The organism is Curtobacterium sp. LFS079 (assembly GCF_047977865.1).
Lineage (GTDB): Bacteria > Actinomycetota > Actinomycetes > Actinomycetales > Micrococcaceae > Arthrobacter.
In genome coordinates this window covers 40,013-59,240 of record NZ_JBFPFO010000014.1, presented here as the reverse complement: position 1 = coordinate 59,240, position 19,228 = coordinate 40,013, and the positions used below count along the sequence as shown (strand labels likewise).

The 19,228-nt window shown below is 65.9% G+C and carries 21 protein-coding genes and 1 pseudogene; 9 read left to right on the top strand and 13 right to left on the bottom strand.

Features of this window, described 5'->3' with window-relative positions; translation table 11 throughout:
* Positions 1-5 precede the first annotated feature (5 nt).
* From ACNQPB_RS17855 to ACNQPB_RS17830, 6 genes are all read right to left on the bottom strand, one after another.
* Positions 6-662, bottom strand: coding sequence for a DUF3000 domain-containing protein (locus tag ACNQPB_RS17855; protein ID WP_498753757.1), 657 nt, complete (start codon positions 660-662; stop codon positions 6-8).
* A 77-nt stretch (positions 663-739) separates the two neighbouring features.
* Positions 740-1,828 carry a threonine aldolase family protein gene (locus ACNQPB_RS17850; protein ID WP_498753800.1) on the bottom strand — a complete coding sequence of 363 codons (1,089 nt, stop codon included), beginning with the start codon at positions 1,826-1,828 and terminating at the stop codon, positions 740-742.
* Positions 1,829-1,960: 132 nt separating this feature from the next.
* Entirely contained in the window at positions 1,961-2,686 is a 726-nt protein-coding gene (locus tag ACNQPB_RS17845; protein WP_498753756.1) for an SDR family oxidoreductase, read from the bottom strand.
* Positions 2,686-4,053 (bottom strand): DUF6421 family protein, encoded by a 1,368-nt coding sequence (locus ACNQPB_RS17840; protein WP_498753755.1) that lies wholly within the window; start codon positions 4,051-4,053, stop codon positions 2,686-2,688. The genes ACNQPB_RS17845 and ACNQPB_RS17840 overlap by 1 nt, the downstream gene beginning before the upstream one ends.
* A 169-nt stretch (positions 4,054-4,222) precedes the next feature.
* Positions 4,223-4,714: a peptide-methionine (R)-S-oxide reductase MsrB gene (gene msrB, locus ACNQPB_RS17835; protein WP_498753754.1), complete on the bottom strand. Its 492-nt coding sequence runs from the start codon at positions 4,712-4,714 to the stop codon at positions 4,223-4,225.
* Between the two features lie 14 nt (positions 4,715-4,728).
* On the bottom strand, positions 4,729-5,220 hold the full coding sequence (locus ACNQPB_RS17830; protein ID WP_498753753.1) for a hypothetical protein: 492 nt from the start codon (positions 5,218-5,220) through the stop codon (positions 4,729-4,731).
* Positions 5,221-5,329: 109 nt separating this feature from the next.
* On the opposite strand from ACNQPB_RS17830, the gene ACNQPB_RS17825 reads away from it, so the two are divergent.
* Positions 5,330-6,619: an alpha/beta hydrolase family protein gene (locus ACNQPB_RS17825; protein ID WP_498753752.1), complete on the top strand. Its 1,290-nt coding sequence runs from the start codon at positions 5,330-5,332 to the stop codon at positions 6,617-6,619.
* Between the two features lie 18 nt (positions 6,620-6,637).
* Here the strand turns inward: ACNQPB_RS17825 and ybaK are convergent, their stop codons facing one another.
* The 3 genes from ybaK to ACNQPB_RS17810 all read right to left on the bottom strand — a co-directional run bounded on the left by ybaK (position 6,638) and on the right by ACNQPB_RS17810 (position 8,588).
* A complete protein-coding gene (gene ybaK, locus ACNQPB_RS17820) occupies positions 6,638-7,129 on the bottom strand; it encodes a Cys-tRNA(Pro) deacylase (protein WP_498753751.1) in 492 nt (163 codons plus the stop codon).
* Between the two features lie 7 nt (positions 7,130-7,136).
* Entirely contained in the window at positions 7,137-7,598 is a 462-nt protein-coding gene (locus tag ACNQPB_RS17815) for a SufE family protein (RefSeq protein WP_498753750.1), read from the bottom strand.
* A 69-nt stretch (positions 7,599-7,667) separates the two neighbouring features.
* Entirely contained in the window at positions 7,668-8,588 is a 921-nt protein-coding gene (locus ACNQPB_RS17810; RefSeq protein ID WP_498753749.1) for a sulfurtransferase, read from the bottom strand.
* A gap of 216 nt (positions 8,589-8,804) precedes the next feature.
* On the opposite strand from ACNQPB_RS17810, the gene zapE reads away from it, so the two are divergent.
* Positions 8,805-9,842: a cell division protein ZapE gene (zapE, locus tag ACNQPB_RS17805; RefSeq protein WP_498753748.1), complete on the top strand. Its 1,038-nt coding sequence runs from the start codon at positions 8,805-8,807 to the stop codon at positions 9,840-9,842.
* An 18-nt stretch (positions 9,843-9,860) separates the two neighbouring features.
* Here zapE and ACNQPB_RS17800 read toward each other — a convergent pair whose 3' ends face one another.
* The 4 genes and pseudogenes from ACNQPB_RS17800 to ACNQPB_RS17785 form a co-directional block, all read right to left on the bottom strand.
* Entirely contained in the window at positions 9,861-10,544 is a 684-nt protein-coding gene (locus ACNQPB_RS17800; RefSeq protein WP_498753747.1) for a GntR family transcriptional regulator, read from the bottom strand.
* Complete coding sequence (locus ACNQPB_RS17795; RefSeq protein WP_498753746.1) at positions 10,541-10,888, bottom strand: hypothetical protein; 348 nt, start codon at positions 10,886-10,888, stop codon at positions 10,541-10,543. Before ACNQPB_RS17795 ends, ACNQPB_RS17800 begins: the two co-directional genes overlap by 4 nt.
* Positions 10,889-11,608 carry a transcriptional regulator LasR gene (lasR, locus tag ACNQPB_RS17790; RefSeq protein WP_347032980.1) on the bottom strand — a complete coding sequence of 240 codons (720 nt, stop codon included), beginning with the start codon at positions 11,606-11,608 and terminating at the stop codon, positions 10,889-10,891.
* A gap of 3 nt (positions 11,609-11,611) precedes the next feature.
* Positions 11,612-12,571, bottom strand: a pseudogene (locus ACNQPB_RS17785) (MFS transporter); the annotation flags it as partial.
* Positions 12,572-12,578: 7 nt separating this feature from the next.
* Here ACNQPB_RS17785 and ACNQPB_RS17780 point away from each other — a divergent pair.
* Genes ACNQPB_RS17780 through ACNQPB_RS17750 form a run of 7 tightly spaced genes read left to right on the top strand, consistent with a single transcriptional unit; the run spans position 12,579 to position 19,221 of the window.
* Positions 12,579-12,929: a hypothetical protein gene (locus ACNQPB_RS17780; RefSeq protein WP_498753745.1), complete on the top strand. Its 351-nt coding sequence runs from the start codon at positions 12,579-12,581 to the stop codon at positions 12,927-12,929.
* Positions 12,926-14,494, top strand: a complete 1,569-nt coding sequence (locus tag ACNQPB_RS17775; protein ID WP_498753744.1) for an ABC transporter substrate-binding protein — start codon at positions 12,926-12,928, stop codon at positions 14,492-14,494. Before ACNQPB_RS17780 ends, ACNQPB_RS17775 begins: the two co-directional genes overlap by 4 nt.
* Before the next feature lie 49 nt (positions 14,495-14,543).
* Complete coding sequence (locus ACNQPB_RS17770; protein ID WP_498753743.1) at positions 14,544-15,563, top strand: ABC transporter permease; 1,020 nt, start codon at positions 14,544-14,546, stop codon at positions 15,561-15,563.
* Positions 15,560-16,462 (top strand): ABC transporter permease, encoded by a 903-nt coding sequence (locus tag ACNQPB_RS17765; RefSeq protein ID WP_498753742.1) that lies wholly within the window; start codon positions 15,560-15,562, stop codon positions 16,460-16,462. Before ACNQPB_RS17770 ends, ACNQPB_RS17765 begins: the two co-directional genes overlap by 4 nt.
* On the top strand, positions 16,462-17,334 hold the full coding sequence (locus tag ACNQPB_RS17760; protein WP_498753741.1) for an ABC transporter ATP-binding protein: 873 nt from the start codon (positions 16,462-16,464) through the stop codon (positions 17,332-17,334). The genes ACNQPB_RS17765 and ACNQPB_RS17760 overlap by 1 nt, the downstream gene beginning before the upstream one ends.
* Positions 17,327-18,157, top strand: coding sequence for an ATP-binding cassette domain-containing protein (locus ACNQPB_RS17755; RefSeq protein WP_498753740.1), 831 nt, complete (start codon positions 17,327-17,329; stop codon positions 18,155-18,157). The genes ACNQPB_RS17760 and ACNQPB_RS17755 overlap by 8 nt, the downstream gene beginning before the upstream one ends.
* On the top strand, positions 18,154-19,221 hold the full coding sequence (locus ACNQPB_RS17750; protein ID WP_498753739.1) for a sugar phosphate isomerase/epimerase family protein: 1,068 nt from the start codon (positions 18,154-18,156) through the stop codon (positions 19,219-19,221). Before ACNQPB_RS17755 ends, ACNQPB_RS17750 begins: the two co-directional genes overlap by 4 nt.
* The last annotated feature ends 7 nt before the right edge of the window (positions 19,222-19,228 follow it).

The following is a 19,228-nucleotide window of genomic DNA, read 5'->3' as shown; positions in this document are numbered from 1 at the left end:
CTGCGCTAATTCAGGCGCCGGGACGGGAGCGGGGTCACTCCGGGCGGAAGGGGCGGAAGGCCCGCGAAGGTACAGACCATGTCGGACCAGGCTTCGAGGTGGGCCTGGGCGTCGGACGTGGCGGGTGTCCATGATGCCCGCAGTTCGATGTCGATGGTGTCCGGCCGGTCGGCGAGGGTGCCGAAGCTCTCCGAGAGGATCCGGGTTGCCGTGCCGCCTGCGGCGCGGTACTTCGCGCCATGGTTTTCCAGCGCTTCGACCAGCCATGTCCAGGCCACCGAACCCAGCATCTCGTCGTTGCCCATGTCCGCCTCCAGCTGGGCCCGGATGTAGGTTACGATCCGGAATTCGCCATCCCAGACGGCGGAGCCGTCCGGATCGTGCAGCAGGATGAAACGGCCCGTGGCGAGTTCGTTGTCCTCGTCGTCGTCCGTGGCAGCCGGATTGTGTGCGGCGAAGGCCAGCGCTGCCGGGCCATGGACCGGAAGCTGGCGGTGCACCGGCGCGTGGCTGAACACCTCCGCGCCCATGGCGACGGCGTACGGGGCAAGGCGGGTGGGGGCCGGAATTTCGCCCAGCTTCAGCTCGCGCCGGCACTGGGCCTTTCGGAGTGTCCCCAGGGCGTGAAGAAAATCCTCAGGGAGCTGTGATAGAGCGTTCACCTTGGCAGGTTATGTGGCCGGGGCGGCGAAATCCCGCAGGCACGCCGCCCCGGCCCATGGTGCTGTGACCCAAGGGGCTATCGGGCAGCCAGTTCCCGTTTGATCGCGGCCACGAACGCGTCGATGTCTGCTTCACTGGTGTCGAAGGAACACATCCAGCGCACTTCCCGCGCGGCTTCGTTCCAGTCATAGAACTTGAACGAGTTCCGGAGCCGGTCTGCCACGCCGGGCGGCAGCACCGCGAACACGCCGTTCGATTGCGTCGCCTGGGTCGGCTCGACGCCGTCGATCTGGTCCACCGCAGCGCGCAGCCGGGTGGCCATGTCATTCGCGTGTCCCGCCGAGCGCAGCCACAGGCCGCCTTCCAGGAGCGCGATGAACTGGGCGGAAATGAAGCGCATCTTCGAGGCCAGCTGCATGTCCATCTTGCGCAGGTACTTCAACCCGTGGGCAGCCTCGGGGTTCAGCGCCACCACGAGTTCGCCGAAGAGCAGGCCGTTCTTGGTACCACCGAAGGAGAGGATGTCCACGCCGGCATCGCGCGTGAAGGTGCGCAGCGGAACGCCAAGGTGGGCGGCAGCGTTGGCCAGCCGGGCGCCGTCCATGTGCAACTTCATGCCGCGGGCATGCGCGTGGTCCGCGATGGCCTTGACTTCCTCGGGCGTGTAGCAGGTGCCCAGTTCGGTGGTCTGCGTGATCGACACGGCCAGCGGCTGCGCGCGGTGCTCGTCGCCCCAGCCCCAGGCTTCGCGGTCGATCAGTTCCGGCGTCAGCTTGCCGTCCGTTGCGGGGACCTGCAGCAGCTTCATGCCGCCGATCCGTTCCGGCGCGCCGTTCTCGTCCACGTTGATGTGGGCCGTACTGGCGCAGACCACCGCGCCCCAGCGCGGCAGCAGGGACTGCAGTGCGACGACGTTTGCCCCGGTGCCGTTGAACACCGGGTAGCATTCGGCGCCCTCGCCGAAGAGTTCCTGGATGAGGCCCTCCAACTTGTGGGTGTACTCGTCGTCGCCGTAGGCAACCTGGTGCCCGCCGTTGGCGGCGGCCAGCGCTGCCAGGACTTCCGGATGCACGCCGGAGTAGTTGTCGGACGCGAAGCCCCGGACTTCCGGATCGTGGATCCGTCCGGCCAGGGTTTCCGCGGACTGCTGCAGGGCAGTTGTCATGGGTTCGTTCACTCTTTCAGTCTAAGGAGGGGTTGCCGCCGCGGGCCGCGCCCAAGGGCGCCGGCCGGAGCAGCGCCGGGGCCGGGTCCAGGAAGCCCTGTCCGGGAAGCCGCACGTCAGGGGAGCCGCACGTCAGGGGACGAGGCCGATCCGCTGCCCGTTCACTTCGGCTGCCGGCTGCTTGAACAGCCCGACGGCGGCGGCAGCCAGTTCCTCGACATCCGTGTACCCGGGGAACTTGCGTTCCGGGTGGGCCTGGCGCATGCCGGCGTCAACGAGTGCCTTGACGACGAAGACGACGGCGGCGCTGTGCTGTTCGACGGGGTCGGATTTCGCGCCGGACTGCTCCCGACGGAAGCCGTCGGCGACGGCGAATGTCCAGGCCTCGGCGGCGGCCTTTGTCGCGGCGTAAGTAGCTGCGGCTGCTGTCGGCGCGGAGACCGCCGTCGAGCTGACGACGGCGAGCCGCCCGGCGGGGGAGTCCGCCAGGTCCCGGTAGAAGGCCCGCGAGACGTTCCTCAGGGTAGTCACGGCGCCTGCGGACAGGACGTCCCAGTCCTCGTCGCTCTGGTCCTCGATGCCTTTGGCCCCGCGCCAGCCGCCCACCAGGTGGATGACACCGTCCACCGGACCCGCGGAAGTGCGGATCACGGAGGCGAGCTCCCGCACGGCGTCCGGATCGGTGAGGTCGCAGACCAGAGGCGTGACGCCGTCGCCGGCTTCTTCCGCGGCCGCCGTGATGCGGCCCTGATCCGAACCGACGGTGAACACCCGGTGGCCGGCAAGGGCAAGGGCACGGGCGGCAGCAACGCCGGAAGCGCTGCTGCCGCCCGTGACCAGGACATTCAGGGATGCCATCAGGCCGCCGTCGATCCCGTGATGCCGGTGGTGGATTCGATGACAGGGCGCATCTTCTTCTCCAATGCCTCGTAGAACATGGACAGCGGGAATTCGTCGTCCATGACCTGATCGGTCAGTTCACGCGGTGCGCCGGTCAGCGGCAGCGCGTCGGGGCCCTTGGCCCAGACCGAAGCGGGGTTGGGGGTAACGGTACCGGAAATCAGCTGGTAAGCGGCCAGCCAGTGTGCGGTCTTCGGGCGGTCGATGGAGCGCCAGTACAGTTCCTCGATCCGCTCGCCGAGTTCGACGACGACGTCGGCAACCTCTTCCCAGTCGATGCTGAGCTTGCTGTCGGTCCAGTGCAGCACGCGGTGCTGGTGCATCCAGGCGAACAGCAGCTGGCCGCCGAGGCCGTCGTAGTTGCGGACGCGGCTGCCGGTGATCGCGAAGCGGAAGATGCGGTCGAAGATGACGGCGTACTGGACCAGCTTGGCGTGCTTGCGGGCGTCCTCGGAGGCTTCCTCGTCCTTTTCGATTTTCACGGACTCGCGGAACGCGGTCAGGTCGCAGCGCAGTTCCTCCAGGGAGTACAGGAAGAACGGCATGCGCTGCTTGATCATGAACGGGTCGAAGGGCAGGTCGCCGCGCATGTGGGTGCGGTCGTGGATCAGGTCCCACATGACGAAGGCGCGCTGGGTGAGGTCCTGGTTGTCAAGCAGTTCGGCGGCATCTGCCGGCAGTTCCAGGGAGGTGGTCGCGGCGGCGGCCTTCAGGACCCGGCGGAAGCGCGCGGCCTCGCGGTCGGCGAAGATGGCGCCCCAGGTAAAGGTGGGGGTTTCTCGCACGGCGACGGTCTCCGGGAACAGCACAGCGGAGTTGGTGTCGTAGCCCGGGGTGAAGTCGATGAAGCGGATCGGGACGAACAGCTTGTTGGAGTAGTCGCCGGCCTCCAGGCCGCCGATGAATTCGGGCCAGATGACCTCGATCAGCACGGCCTCGACCAGGCGGCTCGTGCTGCCGTTCTGGGTGTACATCGGGAAGACGACCAGGTGCTGCAGTCCGTCCACGCGCTGCTCCTGGGGCTGGAACGCCATCAGGGAGTCCAGGAAGTCCGGCACGCCGAAGCCGGCCTCGCTCCAGCGGACGAAGTCCTTGACCAGCAGTTCAAGGTAGAGGGCGTCGTGGGGGAAGGCGGGGGCGAGCTCCTCGATGGAGCGGATGATGGCGGCGACATGTCCGAGGGCGGCCTCGTGGTCGGTGGCTTCGGGGACGGAACCGTCCTTGACCTGCAGGGCCTGGAGCGCGGTTGCAGCGGCCTTCAGGGAGCCCCATGCGGGGTTCTCTGCGGTGATGCGTGCGCGGGTCGCCGTGGCGGTGGTGGTCATCGTTGACGCCTTTCCTCAGTAGTTTTTGATTCTGAGGCGAGCGTAGCAAGCGAACAGTGTTGCTAAGTGAAAACTGCTTCGAGCATAAGAAACTCTTTTGCATGGAGGCTGCGAAGCGGCCGGGAGGTCCAGCCGTGGAACAGGCTTGACCACCCGGCCGGCACTCGAGCTAGCTTTCCGGCGCTGCCTCGACCAGCTTCAGGGAGACTGAGTTGATGCAGTAGCGCTGGTCCGTGGGAGTGCCATAGCCCTCGCCTTCAAACACGTGGCCCAAGTGCGAATCGCAGTTGGCGCAACGGACTTCCACTCGTTCCATGCCCATGGTCCGGTCGTGCAGGTAGCGGACGGTGCCCTCTGCCAGCGGCGCCCAGAAGGACGGCCAGCCGCAATGCGAGTCGAATTTTTCCTTGCTGGTGAATAGCTCGGCGCCGCAGGCCCGGCACTGGTAGACGCCGGCTGTATGCGTGTCCCAGTATTCGCCCGTGTAGGCACGTTCGGTCCCTGCCTGGCGCAACACGCGGAATTCCTCCGGCGTCAGTTGCTGCCGCCATTCGGCTTCGCTCTTTTCCACGCAGGCGCCCTTGTCCGGAACATCCTGGTGCGGCACCCCGGCGGTGAGGTCGGCGGTGTCGAAATACTTGCTGTTGTCCGCGGTGTTCATGTTGTGCTCAACGCTCAGGAGTCGCCAATGAATCCCGAACCGGCATACAGATGCAGCACGGGCAGGCCCAGCTGGTCCTGGGCCTTGTTTGCCCAGTCCGTGTGGAAGGTGTCCGCGATGGCGTGCGGGCGGGTCACCACCACTGCCTGGGAAGCGTTCAGGGCCTTGACCTTGGCTACCAGGCCGGCGACAGCGCCGCCGTCGACGATCTCACCGCTCACCCCGGAGCCCAGCCCTTCCAATGCCTCGAGCGATGCCGCCAGGGCGCTCTGTGCGCTGGCGCGTTCCACCGCGGGGTCCGGCGCCTGCGAGAGCAGTTCCCGGAAGGCCTTCGCAATATCCAGCAGCGAGAGGTTCTCCAGGAAATCGACCAGCAAATGCCGTTCGGTATTGGCCGGCACCAGCACCACGATGGGGGCGTCGCCGCCGTCCACCAGCTTGGCGATGTTGGCACGGTCGTCGCGGCCGAGGGGCTCTTCGCTCAGAATGACGATTGGATCGCTCATGGCTACAGCGTAGACCTCGACCTGTCCCCGCGGCAGGGTTTGCCGCCGAATCCGGCTGGGCGTTGCGGCCGATTCCGGGCAGGCAGTCATCGGCATGGACAATGGTCCTATGGCTTCCCTCTTGCGCCCGGCCCCTTTCGCCCCAGGCTCCGCGGGCATGTCCGGCCGCGCCAAATGGGCGCTGGTCGGAATCGCCGCCGGCGGCGGTCTGGCCGCACTCCTCGGTGCCGGCAGCTCGGCCCTCGCGGCGTACTTCGCCAGGCGCGTGATCACCCCCTCGGTCCGCGAGGCCGACCAGGAGATCCTCGCCTTGGTCCGCAGTGATGACGGATTGCAGATCATCCTGGCGGCCACGGAGGACACCACCGCCCACGGCACCTTCAGCCTCTTCTTCGACGGCGGCGCCGGGCACGCCCGGATCGGCAGGATTGTCTCCTATTCGCCCGCTGAACGCACCGTGCAGCGGGAGGTCCAGGAGGTCTACAGCGGCGACCTCGCGAAGGCGCACCGCGGGTGGTGGAGCGGTGCGGTATACGCCTCGCCGGCGTCGCTGGGCTTGGAAGCGGAGGACGTGGAGATAGAGGTCGACGGCGGCCGGGCACCTGCGTGGCTGGTCCGCGCGGAGAAGCACGGTTCCACCGAGCAGGGTTCCGAGGAGCGCGGTTCCGCCGCGCGGGTGTGGGCCGTCATGGTGCATGGCCGCGGCGCCAGCCGGCTCGAAGGCCTGCGCGCCTTGCCGCTGGTCCGGAGCCTTGGCCTGGACAGCCTGCTCATTTCCTACCGCAATGACGGTCTTGCGCCGTCCGCCTCGGACGGCCGATACGGCCTGGGGTCGACCGAATGGCGCGACGTCGAAGGCGCCATCGCTTTTGCCTTGGAGCAGGGCGCCGAGGAAGTGGTGCTGTTCGGCTGGTCGATGGGCGGCGCGATCTGCCTGCAGACCGCCGACCTCTCCCGTTACCGGCACCTCATCAGGGCACTGGTGCTGGACGCACCGGTCATCGACTGGGTGAATGTCCTGGCGCACCATGCCCGGCTGAACAGGATCCCTTACGCGGTGGGACGGTACGGCCAGCTGATGCTCGGGCACTCACTGGGCCGCAGGCTGACGGGCCTGGCCGCGCCGGTGGACTTGCGGGCCATGGACTGGGACACCCGGGCTGTGGAGCTGCGTACCCCCACCCTGGTGATCCACAGCGTCGATGACGAGTACGTGCCTTACGGGCCGTCGGCAAGCCTCGCCGAGCGGAATCCGGAGATGGTGACTTTCGAACCGTTCCGCGCGGCCAGACACACCAAGGAGTGGAACGCGGATCCGGAAAAATGGGAGCGCCTGGTGCGTTCCTGGCTGGAACCGCGGCTGAGGCCGTTGGCGCCCCAGCTCACGGGTGGCCGCTGAGGCCCGGGAAAGCTGTCCTCAACCGCCGGCGATCGGCGCGAGCCGCGCGCCGGTGAGCCGGACGAGGTCTGCGGGAGCCAGTTCGATATCCAGGCCGCGCCGCCCGCCCGAAACAAGGACCGTGGGGAATTCCATCGCCGATTCGTCCAGGACGGTGGGCGCGGGCTGGCGCTGGCCCAAGGGAGAGATGCCGCCCAGGACGTAACCGGTGCGCCGTTCCGCCGTCTTCGGATCGGCCATGGCCGCCTTCTTCGAACCCATTGCGGCCGCAATGGCCTTGAGGTCCAGTGTTCCGCTGACCGGGACGATCCCTACGGCGAGCTTGCCTTCGATGTCCACCATGAGCGTCTTGAAGACCCGCGAAGGGTCAACGCCGAGGACTTCCGCCGCCTCCAGCCCGTAGCTTTCGGCGGCGGGGTCGTGTACGTACGGGTGCAGGGTGAACGGAACGCCGGCCGCAGCCAGGACGGCTGTGGCCGGCGTTCCGGTCGACGCTGGTTTTTTCGCCATGGGCGCGCTAGGACTGCAGCCGGTCGGCGGCGGCCACCTTGCGCTTGATGCGGCCCAGCATGGCGGTCATGCCGCGCATACGCAGGGGAGTAATGGCACGGGTGAGCCCCAGGAGCTCCGGCATGTCATCGGGCACCGCGAGGATTTCGGACGCCGTCAGGCCGTCGAGCCCCTCGTGCAGGACGCCTGCGAAGCCGCGCGTGGTGGGGGCTTCCGGCGGGGCCTTGAAGAACAGGCGGTAGCCGAGCGCGCCGCCGTCGTCCTTCCGTTCCTGCTCAATGGTCAGGAACAGCGGCGACTGGCACTCCACCACCTGCTCCAGCAGTTCCGGGTGGTCAAGCAGGCGCGGCGGCAGCTCCGGCAGGCCGCGGGAGAATTCGAGCAGCAGCTGCAGGCGTTCGGGCTCGCTCAGGGCCTGGAAATCATCGACAATTTCCGCCAGTGCGGCGGGCAGGGTATTGGTACTCATCACGTCCAGCTTACGCAGTCCGGACGGGGTTTCGCCCCGTCCGGACTGTTGGTTCAGGGAAAATGCCGGCTAGTGGACCAACGCCGGAACGGAACCGCGCTCGGCACCCTTGACGATGGGGACGCGCACGGCGTTACCCCATTCGGTCCAGGAACCGTCGTAGTTGCGCACGTTCTGGAAGCCCAGCAGGTACTTCAGGGCGAACCAGGTGTGGCTGGAACGCTCGCCGATGCGGCAGTAGGCCACCACCTCATCGCCTTCCTGCAGGCCGGCTTCACCGAGGTACAGGGCTTCGAGTTCTTCGCGGGTGCGGTAGCTGCCGTCTTCGGCTGCGGCGCGGGCCCACGGGATGGAGGCGGCAGTGGGGATGTGGCCGCCGCGCAGCGCGCCTTCCTCGGGGTAGGCAGGCATGTGGGTGCGCTGGCCGGTGTATTCTTCGGGGGAGCGGACGTCGATCAGCGGCTTGCCGAAGTGCGCCAGGACATCCTCCTTGAAGGCGCGGATCGGTGCGTCATTGCGCTCGACCACCGGGTACTCCGACGGAGCCGGCTGCGGGACGTCGGTGGTCAGTTCGCGGCCTTCGGCGATCCACTTGTCGCGGCCGCCATCCAGGAGGCGGACGTCCTCGTGGCCGAAGAGGGTAAAGACCCACAGGGCGTAGGATGCCCACCAGTTGGACTTGTCGCCGTAGATGACCACGGTGCTGTCGCGGGAAATGCCCTTGGCTGCGGCCAAGGCGGCGAAGCCTGCGCCGTCCACGTAATCGCGGGTGACCTCATCGTTCAGGTCGGTGTGCCAGTCGATCTTCACGGCGCCGGGGATGTGGCCGGTCTCGTAGAGAAGGACGTCTTCGTCGGATTCGACAACAACGAGCTTGCCGTCGTTGAGCGCTCCGCCTTCGAGGGCTGCGGCGAGCCATTCGGTGGACACGAGGCGCTCGGGGTGAGCGTACTTCGCGAACTTTTCGTTCTGTTCAACCGGGTAGGACATGGGCATGGCCTTTCACTGATGATGGACGGTGCCGGACCGGACGGCGGGGCATTCCTCTGCCCGGCTTGGAACCAACACTAGCCACGCTCCTCCGGGATTGCTCCTGTGCGGTCACATGGTGAAACATGTCTCATCCGCAGGGACCCGCCTGTGTCCGGGTGGACGGCGCATTCCCGGTATTCTTGCTGAGGACTTACCCCGGAAGAACGGACCGTTTTGGTACAGATCGAACAGCTCGCCGCACGCACCCCCGCGGTCTCGGTGGACGAGATCCTGCAGGGGTTCCATCCTTCCCCGCGGTTCGGGGAGGTCTCCTTCGCGAGCTACCGTCCCGATCCCGCCCAGCCGAGCCAGGCGGCCGCCGTCAAGGCCCTGGAAACCTTCGCCGCAGGCGTCGGCAACGGCACCGGCGGCGGGCTCTTCTCGAAGATCTTCGCCAAGAAGGAGACCGGACGCGCCGGCATCTACCTCGACGGCGGCTTCGGCGTCGGCAAGACGCACCTGCTGGCCTCCCTCTGGCACTCGGCGCCCGGGCCGAAGGCCTTCGGCACCTTCGTCGAATACACGAACCTTGTGGGGGCGCTGTCCTTCCGCAAGACCGTGGAGGCGCTCAGCAACTACAAGCTGGTCTGTATCGATGAATTCGAACTGGACGATCCCGGCGATACCGTGCTGATGTCCCGCCTCATGCGGGAACTGGCCGACGCCGGCGTGCGGCTCGCGGCGACCTCCAACACCCTGCCGGGTTCCCTCGGCGAGGGGCGCTTCGCCGCCGTCGACTTCCAGCGTGAAATCCAGGTCCTGGCGGACCAGTTCGAGGTCATCAGGATCGACGGCGAGGATTACCGCCACCGCGGCCTGCCGGCGGCTCCGGCCCCGCTGAAGACCGAGGACCTCAAGCGGCAGATGCACGCCGAATTCGACGGCCAGACCGTCGCCGTCGACGACTTCCGCCAGCTGGTGGACCACCTGGCCGGTGTCCATCCCAGCCGCTACCGCCAGCTGATCGCAGGGATCGACGGCGTGGTGTGGCGCGACGTCGAGACCATCACCGAGCAGGCCGTCGCCCTGCGTTTCGTGGTCCTCGCCGACCGGCTGTACGACAAAGACGTCCCGATCCTGGCCAGCGGCGTGCCGTTCGACAAGCTCTTCACCGAGGAAATGATGGGCGGCGGGTACATGAAGAAGTACTACCGCGCCGTCTCCCGCCTCACCGCACTGGCCCGTGAAGGCCAGAACCACGAACCGTCCTAAGGCCTTCCGGCCGCCGGTTCACCGCCGCTCCGCAAGGTACCGTTCCACGATCGGCAGGCACTCGTTGCGGCTCCGCTCGACGTGGGAGAAGGAGAGCGCCGCGGCCAGCTCCGGCTGACCCCGAAGGATCGCGTCCACGATCTCGAAATGCTCGCGGTGCAGTTCCTGCTGGTCGCGGTCCTTGGCGATGTGGAAAAGCCGGTTCACGTGGCCGTTGACCGGGGCCATGAGCTTCTGCAGGAGACGGTTGCTGCTCAGAGCGAGGATCTCCTCGTGGATGCGTGAATTCACATCGGCGATCCGCCTGCCGTCGTCGGCGTCGATCGCCCCGCCCGCCTCCTCGAGGAGGTCCAGGAGCCGGGACGGGGAACTGCCCCGGGCGCAGGCGGCTGCCGCGAGCCGCGCGGCAAGGACCTCCAGGCTCGCCCGCACATCGAAGAGCTCCTCGGCCCGTTGTGCCGTCATGTGGGTGATCACCGCGCCCCGGCGGGGCAGGGTTTCTATGTAGCCTTCGCTTTCCAGCTGCGGGAGTGCCTCGCGGACCGGGACCCGGGAAACCTGCAGCCTCTCGGCGACCTCCCGTTCGCGGATCCGCTCTCCGGGCTGAAGGGTTCCGTCGATGATGCGTTCGCGCAGCCACTCGTAGACCGTGGTGGCGAGCAGGCGCGACCCCGCAGTCGATTCGTCAAGGAGTTCGATCAAGGCTGGTCCTTCCAAGGGGTTCCGTGATATCTGAGGAGCCCGGGGAAACAGATTCCGAGCACGGCCATGCACGCCGTCAGCAGGAAGGAACTCACAAACGCGGCATTGCTCATGCCCACGAGTTGCGCTGCTGCGCCGAGCCCGATCGACGCAACGGGAATTGCCCCGATGGCGAACTCCTGCAGGCCGAGGGCGGTTCCCTGGTGCTCGGGTGCGGTGGTCAATTGGAGAAGCGTTGTCTGGAGCACCGAGAACAAGGCTGCGACGAGTCCGATCAGGACCATGAGCGTGAACGCCGCGGGCCTGGCATGGCTGATGGTGAAAAGGGCCCAAAGGAGCCCCATTCAGAGAGTAATAAGACCCAAATTAACGGCCATAATGGCCGCTACGCGGCGGGAGGTCACACCGAACTTCCGCCGAATATTTCCCATATGGAAGTTCACATTGGCTTCCGAGCAGTTGCAGATAACCGATATCTCCCAACTGGTCTTGCCGATGGCGCACCACTGCAACACTTCCTTCTCCCGGCTGGTCAGAACCACCGGTTTGCTGACCGGATGTTCGAAGGCCAGTCCGGCACCGCTCTGCAGTGCGTAGTCCTTGAGCATCCACAGGGTCGGCAGGACCGACTCTATGAAACGGTTGGCCTCGGCCCGGTTTTCCGCTTCCACGCTGAGGCTCAGCGCGCCGAGTTCGCCGCGAGCACCATGCAGCGGCATGGTCAGCCCATACACCAGGCCGGCGGCCGAGGCTTCCTCGAAGAACTCGTGCTGCTTTCGCGTCTGGTAGATGGACGGTTCCCAGAAAATCGGCAGTACGCTCTGGGTACAGTGACTGACCGTCGGGTCGACCCGCGCGTAGCCAGCCCGGTCGTAATGCTCGCGCCAGGCGGCCGGGTAGTTGCCGACGATGAAGGCGTTCTCGTAGTCCTGGCTGTCCTTAGGCAACAGGCCGAACAGGATCTTCGAGAATCCAAGGTCGCTCGCCATCTTCTGCAGGATGGCGCTCCACTCCAATTTTCCACTTGAGCGTTCCAGCTCAAGAAAACCGTCAACCAAGGCCATGATGCCTGTGCCGATCAGGAAGGCGGCACCTTTGCGCCTGAAGTCGCCGAGCAGCGCGATGACCAGGGAACCAAGGACGCTGCCCGCGCCGCACGATCCGAGGAGGGCTCCCAGCCCGGCGGCGTCCAAGCCCAGGTTTTCATCGGCGAAGACCGGCATGAACGACTGATGGATCGGCCAGACGAAGACGTTGGCCGAGAGCGTGATGAGGAGTACCGCGAGGCTGAGGCGGTTGCCGCAAACCGCCCTGGAGCCGTCGGCAAGCATCCGCCACACGGAGCCGTGGCCAGCCGTAATGCCTGATCGGGTGCGCTTGAGGGGCAGCAGCGCCAGCAGGGACACGACATACCAGAGAGCCGAGGCGGCCAGCGCGGCCGGGGCACCGAAAAGGGCGATCGATGCTCCGCCGACGGCCGGACCGATCATTTGGGTTACGTTCGTTGCCACCGCGTTCAGGGCGTTCGCGTTACCAAGCTGCCTGTGCCCCACGAGGTCCAGGACATAGGAGCTCCGGGCCGGCTGTGACGGGGATTGCGCAAGCCCTATGACGAAGCCGCCGGCGGCGAGCACCCAGAAGTGGGCCAGGCCTAGGAATGCGAGGACTGCCACCGCAGCGACCGCAAGGAAAGCCCAGGTGGAGGCGACCACCAGCACGAGCTTGCGGTCGAAGCGGTCCGAGAGGGCACCGGCCAGGGGGCCAAGAAGCAGGGGCGCAAGGCGAAGGGCCGTGAACACAGCCAGGAGGAACTCCGAGCGGGTGCTGTCGAAGACCATCCATCCGAGGATCAGGGTCTGGGTCCAGATTCCACCGAAAAAGAAGAGATTCGAGATCCAGAGCAGCCGGAAGCCGGGATTTGCCTGGAACGGGCCGGCGGCACGGATGCGCCTCTGACCCCGGGGCGCGGCCTTTCCCGGGGGCCCGGCGACGTCCGTCGATTCCGGTGGCGGCACCGCAAGCCTCATTTCCTGGATGGACACTCTGATTCATCTGGTATGCCACATGCTGATGATTTCTGTCAAAGGGGTGACATATCCGGGCATTTGTGTGATTCTGCATACCAACAACGAAGAGATGCTTGGGTGGACGCGATCTCCGGGATATCAGACAGGGCAGGATTACGGCCCAGGTGGGTTCCCTTCTTCTTTCCGCGTCCGCAATCTTTACTCGCTCGATCAACTTCGTTCGTCAGTTTTCCGTGGCTCGTTGAGAAGCCCGGGGCTACAGGCGAATGCAGCTGCCGGCCAGCCCTGTGCGAAATCAACTCTTGCTCCCGGAAGAACGTCATTTGAACGATTCGGCTCCTGGAAGGAACAGAAATGATTCGACACAAGCGGGAACTCGTGTTTACGACGCTTGCAGCGGTGGCAGCAATGGGGCTGTCTTCCTGCCAATTGCCGTCAGGGAACGCATCAGGCGGCAACGGGGCCAAGCAGAGCACCATCGTGGTAGGCAGTTCAAACACGGCGGAGACCCTCGACCCCCTGCAGTCTTCGGACGCCCACAATGACTTCAACCTGGCGCCGATGTACGACCGCCTCCTGGACTTCGACGCAAAAGGCGAGAAGGTCCCGAAGCTTGCCGCCGAATGGAAGTTCAACGCAGACGCGACGAAGGTAACCCTGGCCCTCCGCCAGGGCGTCACGTTCCATTCGGGCAACGCGTTGACAGCGGACGACGTCGTGTACAGCCTGGACCGGGCCAGGAAGATCGGGTCCGGGGCCGCGTCGTTCCTCTCGAACTACGTCTCAGCCAGGTCCGTGGATGAGCTCCACGTGGAAATCACCCTCGCCAAGACGGACCTCGACTTTGTCGGAGCGCTGAGCCAGATCTACATCCTTGATTCGAAGCTTGTGAAGCCCAACGAGGGGTCCGACAATGCCCAGGCATGGCTGGGCACCCACGAGGCCGGTTCAGGGCCTTTCGCGATGGGCAGCTACAAGCCGAACCAGGAGCTCAACCTTGCGCGGTACAAGGACTACTGGGAGTTTGACGAGAAGCGGCCGGCCACCATCATCCTGCGCATGATCAACGACTCCAGCGCCAACCGTGACGAGTTCCTCGCAGGGAACCTGGACATCACGATGGGCCTGGCCGCCGTCGACGTCCAGAACATCTCGAAAGACAGCAAGTACGAGGTCGTCAACATTCCGGCCCCGCGGCAGACGTACGCCTGGCTCAACACCAAGGGCAAGATCACTGGCGACGCCCGGGTACGGGAAGCGATCCAGCTCGCCTACGACTATGACGGTCACCTGACAAGCGCCTTGGGCGGACAGGGCAGCATCGCCAATTCGATCCTCCCCGAGGGCATCTCCTGCCGGGTGGACGCCGGTAAGCCCCGGCAGGACCTGGCCCGGGCCAAGCAGCTGATCAACGAAGCCGGGGTCGCAGGAACCACGGTCACCGTCGCCTACCAGCCCACAGTGCGGGAATTCAACGCGGCGGGGACCATCCTCCAGGATTCCCTGAAGAAGATCGGCCTCAATGCGGAACTGAAGGCAGTCACGTTTCCCCAGTACTCGGCGCTCGTTTCGAAGCCCGAGACGATGCCCGACGTCGCGCTCGCCTGGGACTTCGCCGCATTCCCGGCCGCCGGGCCGATGCTCAACCGCGAATGGAATTCCGCCTTCGCAGGACAGACCAACTTCACCCGCTACTCCGACCCGAAGGTCGACGAACTTCTGAAGAAAGGCCTGACGGCAGCGGACCAGAAGGAGGCATGCGATGCGTTCCAGGACGTCCAGAAGCAGGTCCTCGCGGACCACGCCCTGCTGTACATCGCGTACCCGGCAGTGACCATGCTTTCGGACAGGAAGGTGGGCCCGATTCCGTTCTCGCCCACCCAGCAGGACTTCAACGTCGGTACGCTCCGGATGGCGAAATAGGGATGCGGCTCAATCATTGCTCCCGTCCGCAGCATGAACCGGGGCAGCCATGATCAGGTTCGTCCTCCGCCGCATCGGACTGGCTGTCCTTTCCCTGGGAGGCGTGGCCACGATCGTGTTCGTGATGTCGAAGCTGATCCCGGGCGACGTCGCGAGGGTTGCCGCCGGCCGTCTCGCGACCCCTGAGCAGGTGGACCACATGCGGGAGGTGCTCGGTTTGAACCAGCCGGTGTTCCTGCAGTACGCCGACTACATCCGGCGGCTCCTCCAAGGGAACCTGGGCACGTCAACCATCACGCGGCAGAGCGTCGCGGGTGATCTGGGCACGGTCCTGCCGACCACTATCCAGCTCGTCCTGCTCGGAATGCTCATCACGGTCCTCGTAGCCGCCCCGCTGGGCATCCTTGCCGCCGTGCGGGAAGGGAAAGGGACCGACATCGCAACCAGGCTCTTCCTGGTCCTCAGCGGCGGTGTCCCGGTGTTCTGGCTCGCGATCATGATGCGCTGGGTACTCGGTTCCCTGCTTGGCTGGTTCCCGATTTCGGGGACGAACAGCGTGGGTTCTGCCCCGCCGGATATCACGGGCTTCACCCTGCTGGACTCCCTGCTCTTCGGCGACGCTGCGAACTTCGCCGACTCGCTGGGCCATTTGTTCCTGCCGGCGCTGGCGCTCAGCGCCCCGTTCGTGTCAACCCTGGCCCGCATCATCCGGTCGAACATGATGACGGCGCTGAAGACGGACTACATCACCTTCGCGGTGTCCAAGGGGGTTCCGGAGCACAGGGTGGTCCTGAGGCACGCCTTCCGCCCGGCGCTCGGTTCGGTACTCACGGTGTTCGGCATGCAGTTCGGTTGGATGATCAGTGCCGCAGTGCTGGTCGAGGCGGTCTTCGGGTTACCCGGCATTGGCAGCTACCTGTACCGCGCGATCATCAACCAGGACACCTTCTCCGTCCTCGCGTCGGTCCTCGTCATCGGCTTCGTCTTCATTGCCACGTCTTTCATCGTGGATCTCGTCCAGATGGTGATCGACCCACGGGTACGGCATGCCCAGTTGGGAGCAGCATGAAATCCGATACCGCAGGAGTCTCCACCGCTTTGTCGGCCGCAGCAATCGGGGGCGCGGCCGGCCGGTTCGGCCGCAGGGTCTTCGGCCGCCGCACCGCCGTCGTCGACCGGGTGGCCTTCGGCCTCGCCGCACTCCTCATTCTCGGTGCGGTCGCGGCTCCCTTGTTCAGCCCGTACGATCCGTTCGCGGTGGACACGCCTTCTGCCTTGCTCGCTCCGGGCGGCAAACACCTGCTCGGAACGGACGACGTCGGCAGGGACGTATTTTCCCGATTGCTGGCGGGTGCGGGACTCACCCTGCTCTCCGCCGTTGCGATCGTGGCGCTCTCCGCGGTCGTCGGGGTCCTCGTCGCGAGCGTTTCGGCGCTCCTGCCCAGGCGCGCGGACGAGCTCGTCATGCGGGCATGCGACATCTTCATGTCCATCCCGTCCCTGGTGCTGGCACTGGGCCTCGCGGCTGCCCTTGGCCCTTCGATGGCTTCGATCATTGTCGCCATGGTGGCTGCATCCTGGCCCAGCACGGCCCGGCTCACCCGCGGCATCCTCCGGGAAACAATGTCGGCCTCGTACGTCGAATCCGCACAGATCCTGGGCATGTCCCGCTTGCGCCTCATGCTTGGCCACGCGCTCCCGAACTCTCTGGATGCCATTTACGTGCAAGCCAGCATGGAGATCTCCGGAACCATCGTGATGATTTCCGGCCTCGCATTCCTGGGTGTCGGCGCGCCACCGCCCAGCCCGGACTGGGGGTCGATGATCGCCGCGGGGCAGCAGTACATCACCAGTGCATGGTGGATCTCCTTGTTTCCCGGCCTGGCCATCACAGTTGGTGCGATCGCCTTCGGCCTGGTCGGAGACGCCGTCCGCAGCTTTGCCGACCCGACTGGAAGGAGGTCCTGATGGATGACGACGCCCTGCTGAAGATTGAAAACCTCCGGGTGTCTGTTCCCGAGAAGGAACGGATCGGCGGCGGCACCGGCAGCCTCACGCTCGTCGACGGGCTGTCACTCAGCATCCGCGCGGGCGAACGGCTGGCCTTGGTGGGCGAGTCAGGTTCGGGAAAGTCCCTGACCGCCCGGGCCGTCCTGCAACTCGACCGGCAGTTCGACCTCACCGGATCGATCCAATGGAAGGGCAGCGAACTGCTCGGTACCAACCGCCGGGTGCTGCGGAACATCCGCGGCGGGGAGATTTCCATGATCTTCCAGGACCCGATGACGGCACTCAACCCGGTGCTGACGATCGGTGAGCAGGTCGCAGAACCGCTGCTCGTCCGCGGTGTGCGCAAACGGGAGGCGTACCGGCGCGCGGCGGCGATGCTCGACCGGCTCGGAGTGCCGAAGGCGAAGGAACGGCTGGGCGCATACCCCGGGCAGTTTTCGGGCGGCATGCGGCAGCGGGTGGTCATGGCCGCGGCCCTTGTTGCCGAGCCCCGGCTCGTCATTGCCGATGAGCCGACGACGGCGCTGGATGTCCGGGTCCAGGAACAGGTCCTGGACCTCCTGGAAGAACAATCGCGGGAGATGAACCTGGCCGTCTTGTTCATCACCCATGACCTGGCCATCGTCGCCGGTCTGGCTCACCGGGTCGCAGTGATGTACTCGGGCCGGCTGGTGGAAGAAAAGTCCGTCGACGATCTTTTTGCGGATCCCGAACATCCCTATACCTGTGGACTGATCGCGTCGGTGCCCAGGCTCGATGCCGACCCTGACGTCCGGCTTAGGACCGTGGAGGACTATCTCGTCCTCGAAGGAGGTGTACCGCATGCATGACGATGTTCTGCTCCGGGTTGACGGTTTATCGAAGCGATTCGGCTCCGGGAGCCGGGCGCACCAGGCACTGGAGAATGTCTCGTTCGAGGTCCGGGAAGGGGAGATCCTGGGCCTGGTCGGAGAATCCGGTTCGGGGAAATCCACCATCATCCGCTGCATCGTGGGTTTGGAGAAGGAAGACGGCGGCACCATCACCTACGACGGGATCAACCCGGCGGCGCCCGGAAGGGGCGGACTGCTCCGCTACCGCCGGGAAATCCAGATGGTCTTCCAGGACCCGTATTCGAGCCTTGATCCGCGCATGACGGTCCGGCGGATTGTCGAGGAGCCAATGCTGGTGATCGGGGGTTTCTCCGAACGGCAGCGGCGGAGCCGGATCGAGGAGCTCATGCACCTCGTGGGCCTCCGGGCCGAGCACCTTGACCGCTACCCGAAGCATTTCTCGGGCGGCCAGCGCCAGCGGATCGCCATCGTCCGGGCGCTCGCCGTGGACCCCAAGGTCCTGCTGTGCGACGAACCCGTCTCGGCGCTCGACGTGTCTGTCCAGGCGCAGGTCCTGAATCTGCTCAAGGACATGCAAAAGCAGCTCAAGCTGACGGTGCTCTTTGTCTCGCATGACCTTGCAGTGGTGAAGTACCTCTGCTCGAGCCTCGTGGTCCTGAACCGCGGCAAGGTCGCCGAGACGGGGAGTATTGCGCAGATCTACGGCAACCCGCAGGACAGCTACACCAAATCCCTGCTGGAGGCGGTACCGGTGCCGGACCCGGCACTGGAGCGCGAGCGGCGTACACAGCGCCGCCGGACCTTGGCGGTGGCGCGGTGAACCGCATCGGCGTCGACGTCAAGTTCGACAACGGTGCTTCTTTGCTGGGACCCAGCCCGCTCGGGACGCTCGCGGCCGCCCAGGAGCTTGGCTTCGAGGGCATCCTGGTCCGGACCCTGGATGAGGCCTTTCCAACCCTCGAACACCGGGCAATCGCCGAATTCGCGGTAGAGGCGAACGCCCGGGAGATGTTCGTCCAGCTCGGGCTCGGCAAGGTCAACCCCTACATGGTGTCCGAACTTCCACGGGTGCGCGACCTTGGCCAGGGAAGCTACCTCGCCGGCATGGAGCGGATGATCCGGATCTGCGCCGAATTCGGGTGGACCGAAGCCTGGACAGCCACGGGCGGCTACAAACACGGCCTCCCCGCACCGTACTGCTTCGACCGTTTCCGCACCGACGTGGACTGGTCCGATCAACTGGCGGCGACGGCGGATTTCCTGCGGAAGCTCGCCCCAACGCTCCGGGAACACGGTGTGCGCCTGAACCTGGAGACCCACGAGGAAATCACGAGCTTCGAGCTCCTCCGGCTGATCGAAGAGACCGGCAGCGACGTGCTGGGTGTCTGCCTTGACCCGGCGAACCTCATGGTCCGCGGAGAACCCGTCGGCGACGCCGTGCGCCGGGTGGCACCGCATACCCGCCTGACCCATCTCCGGGACGCGGTCATCGTCCCGGCGGCGAACGGCCTTTCCCGGTTCCTCATGCCGATCGGCGAAGGAGTCATCGACTGGGCCCAGCTACTCGATGAGGTGCTCGGCGCGCACCCCGACCTCGACCTCGTCATCGAGGGGATCGGCGGCTCCCGCGCGGAGATGGAGATGCAGCCCGATGATCCCCTCTGGCGGAGCCTGCATCCCGACATGGCAGACGCCGACGCCGAAGCGCTCCGGGAACTTGCCGCCCGGTTTGCGGCCCGGTCCGCCGCCGGGAACGCACCGGGGGTGGAGGAGCTGCGTGCTTCCCGACCCGAACAAACCGATTACCGGAACTTCCTCACAAAGTCCCGCGAAGCACTGCTCGCGGGCCTCAAACGCCGGGCCACGCCCGCCTTTGCCGACTAAGGAGAAA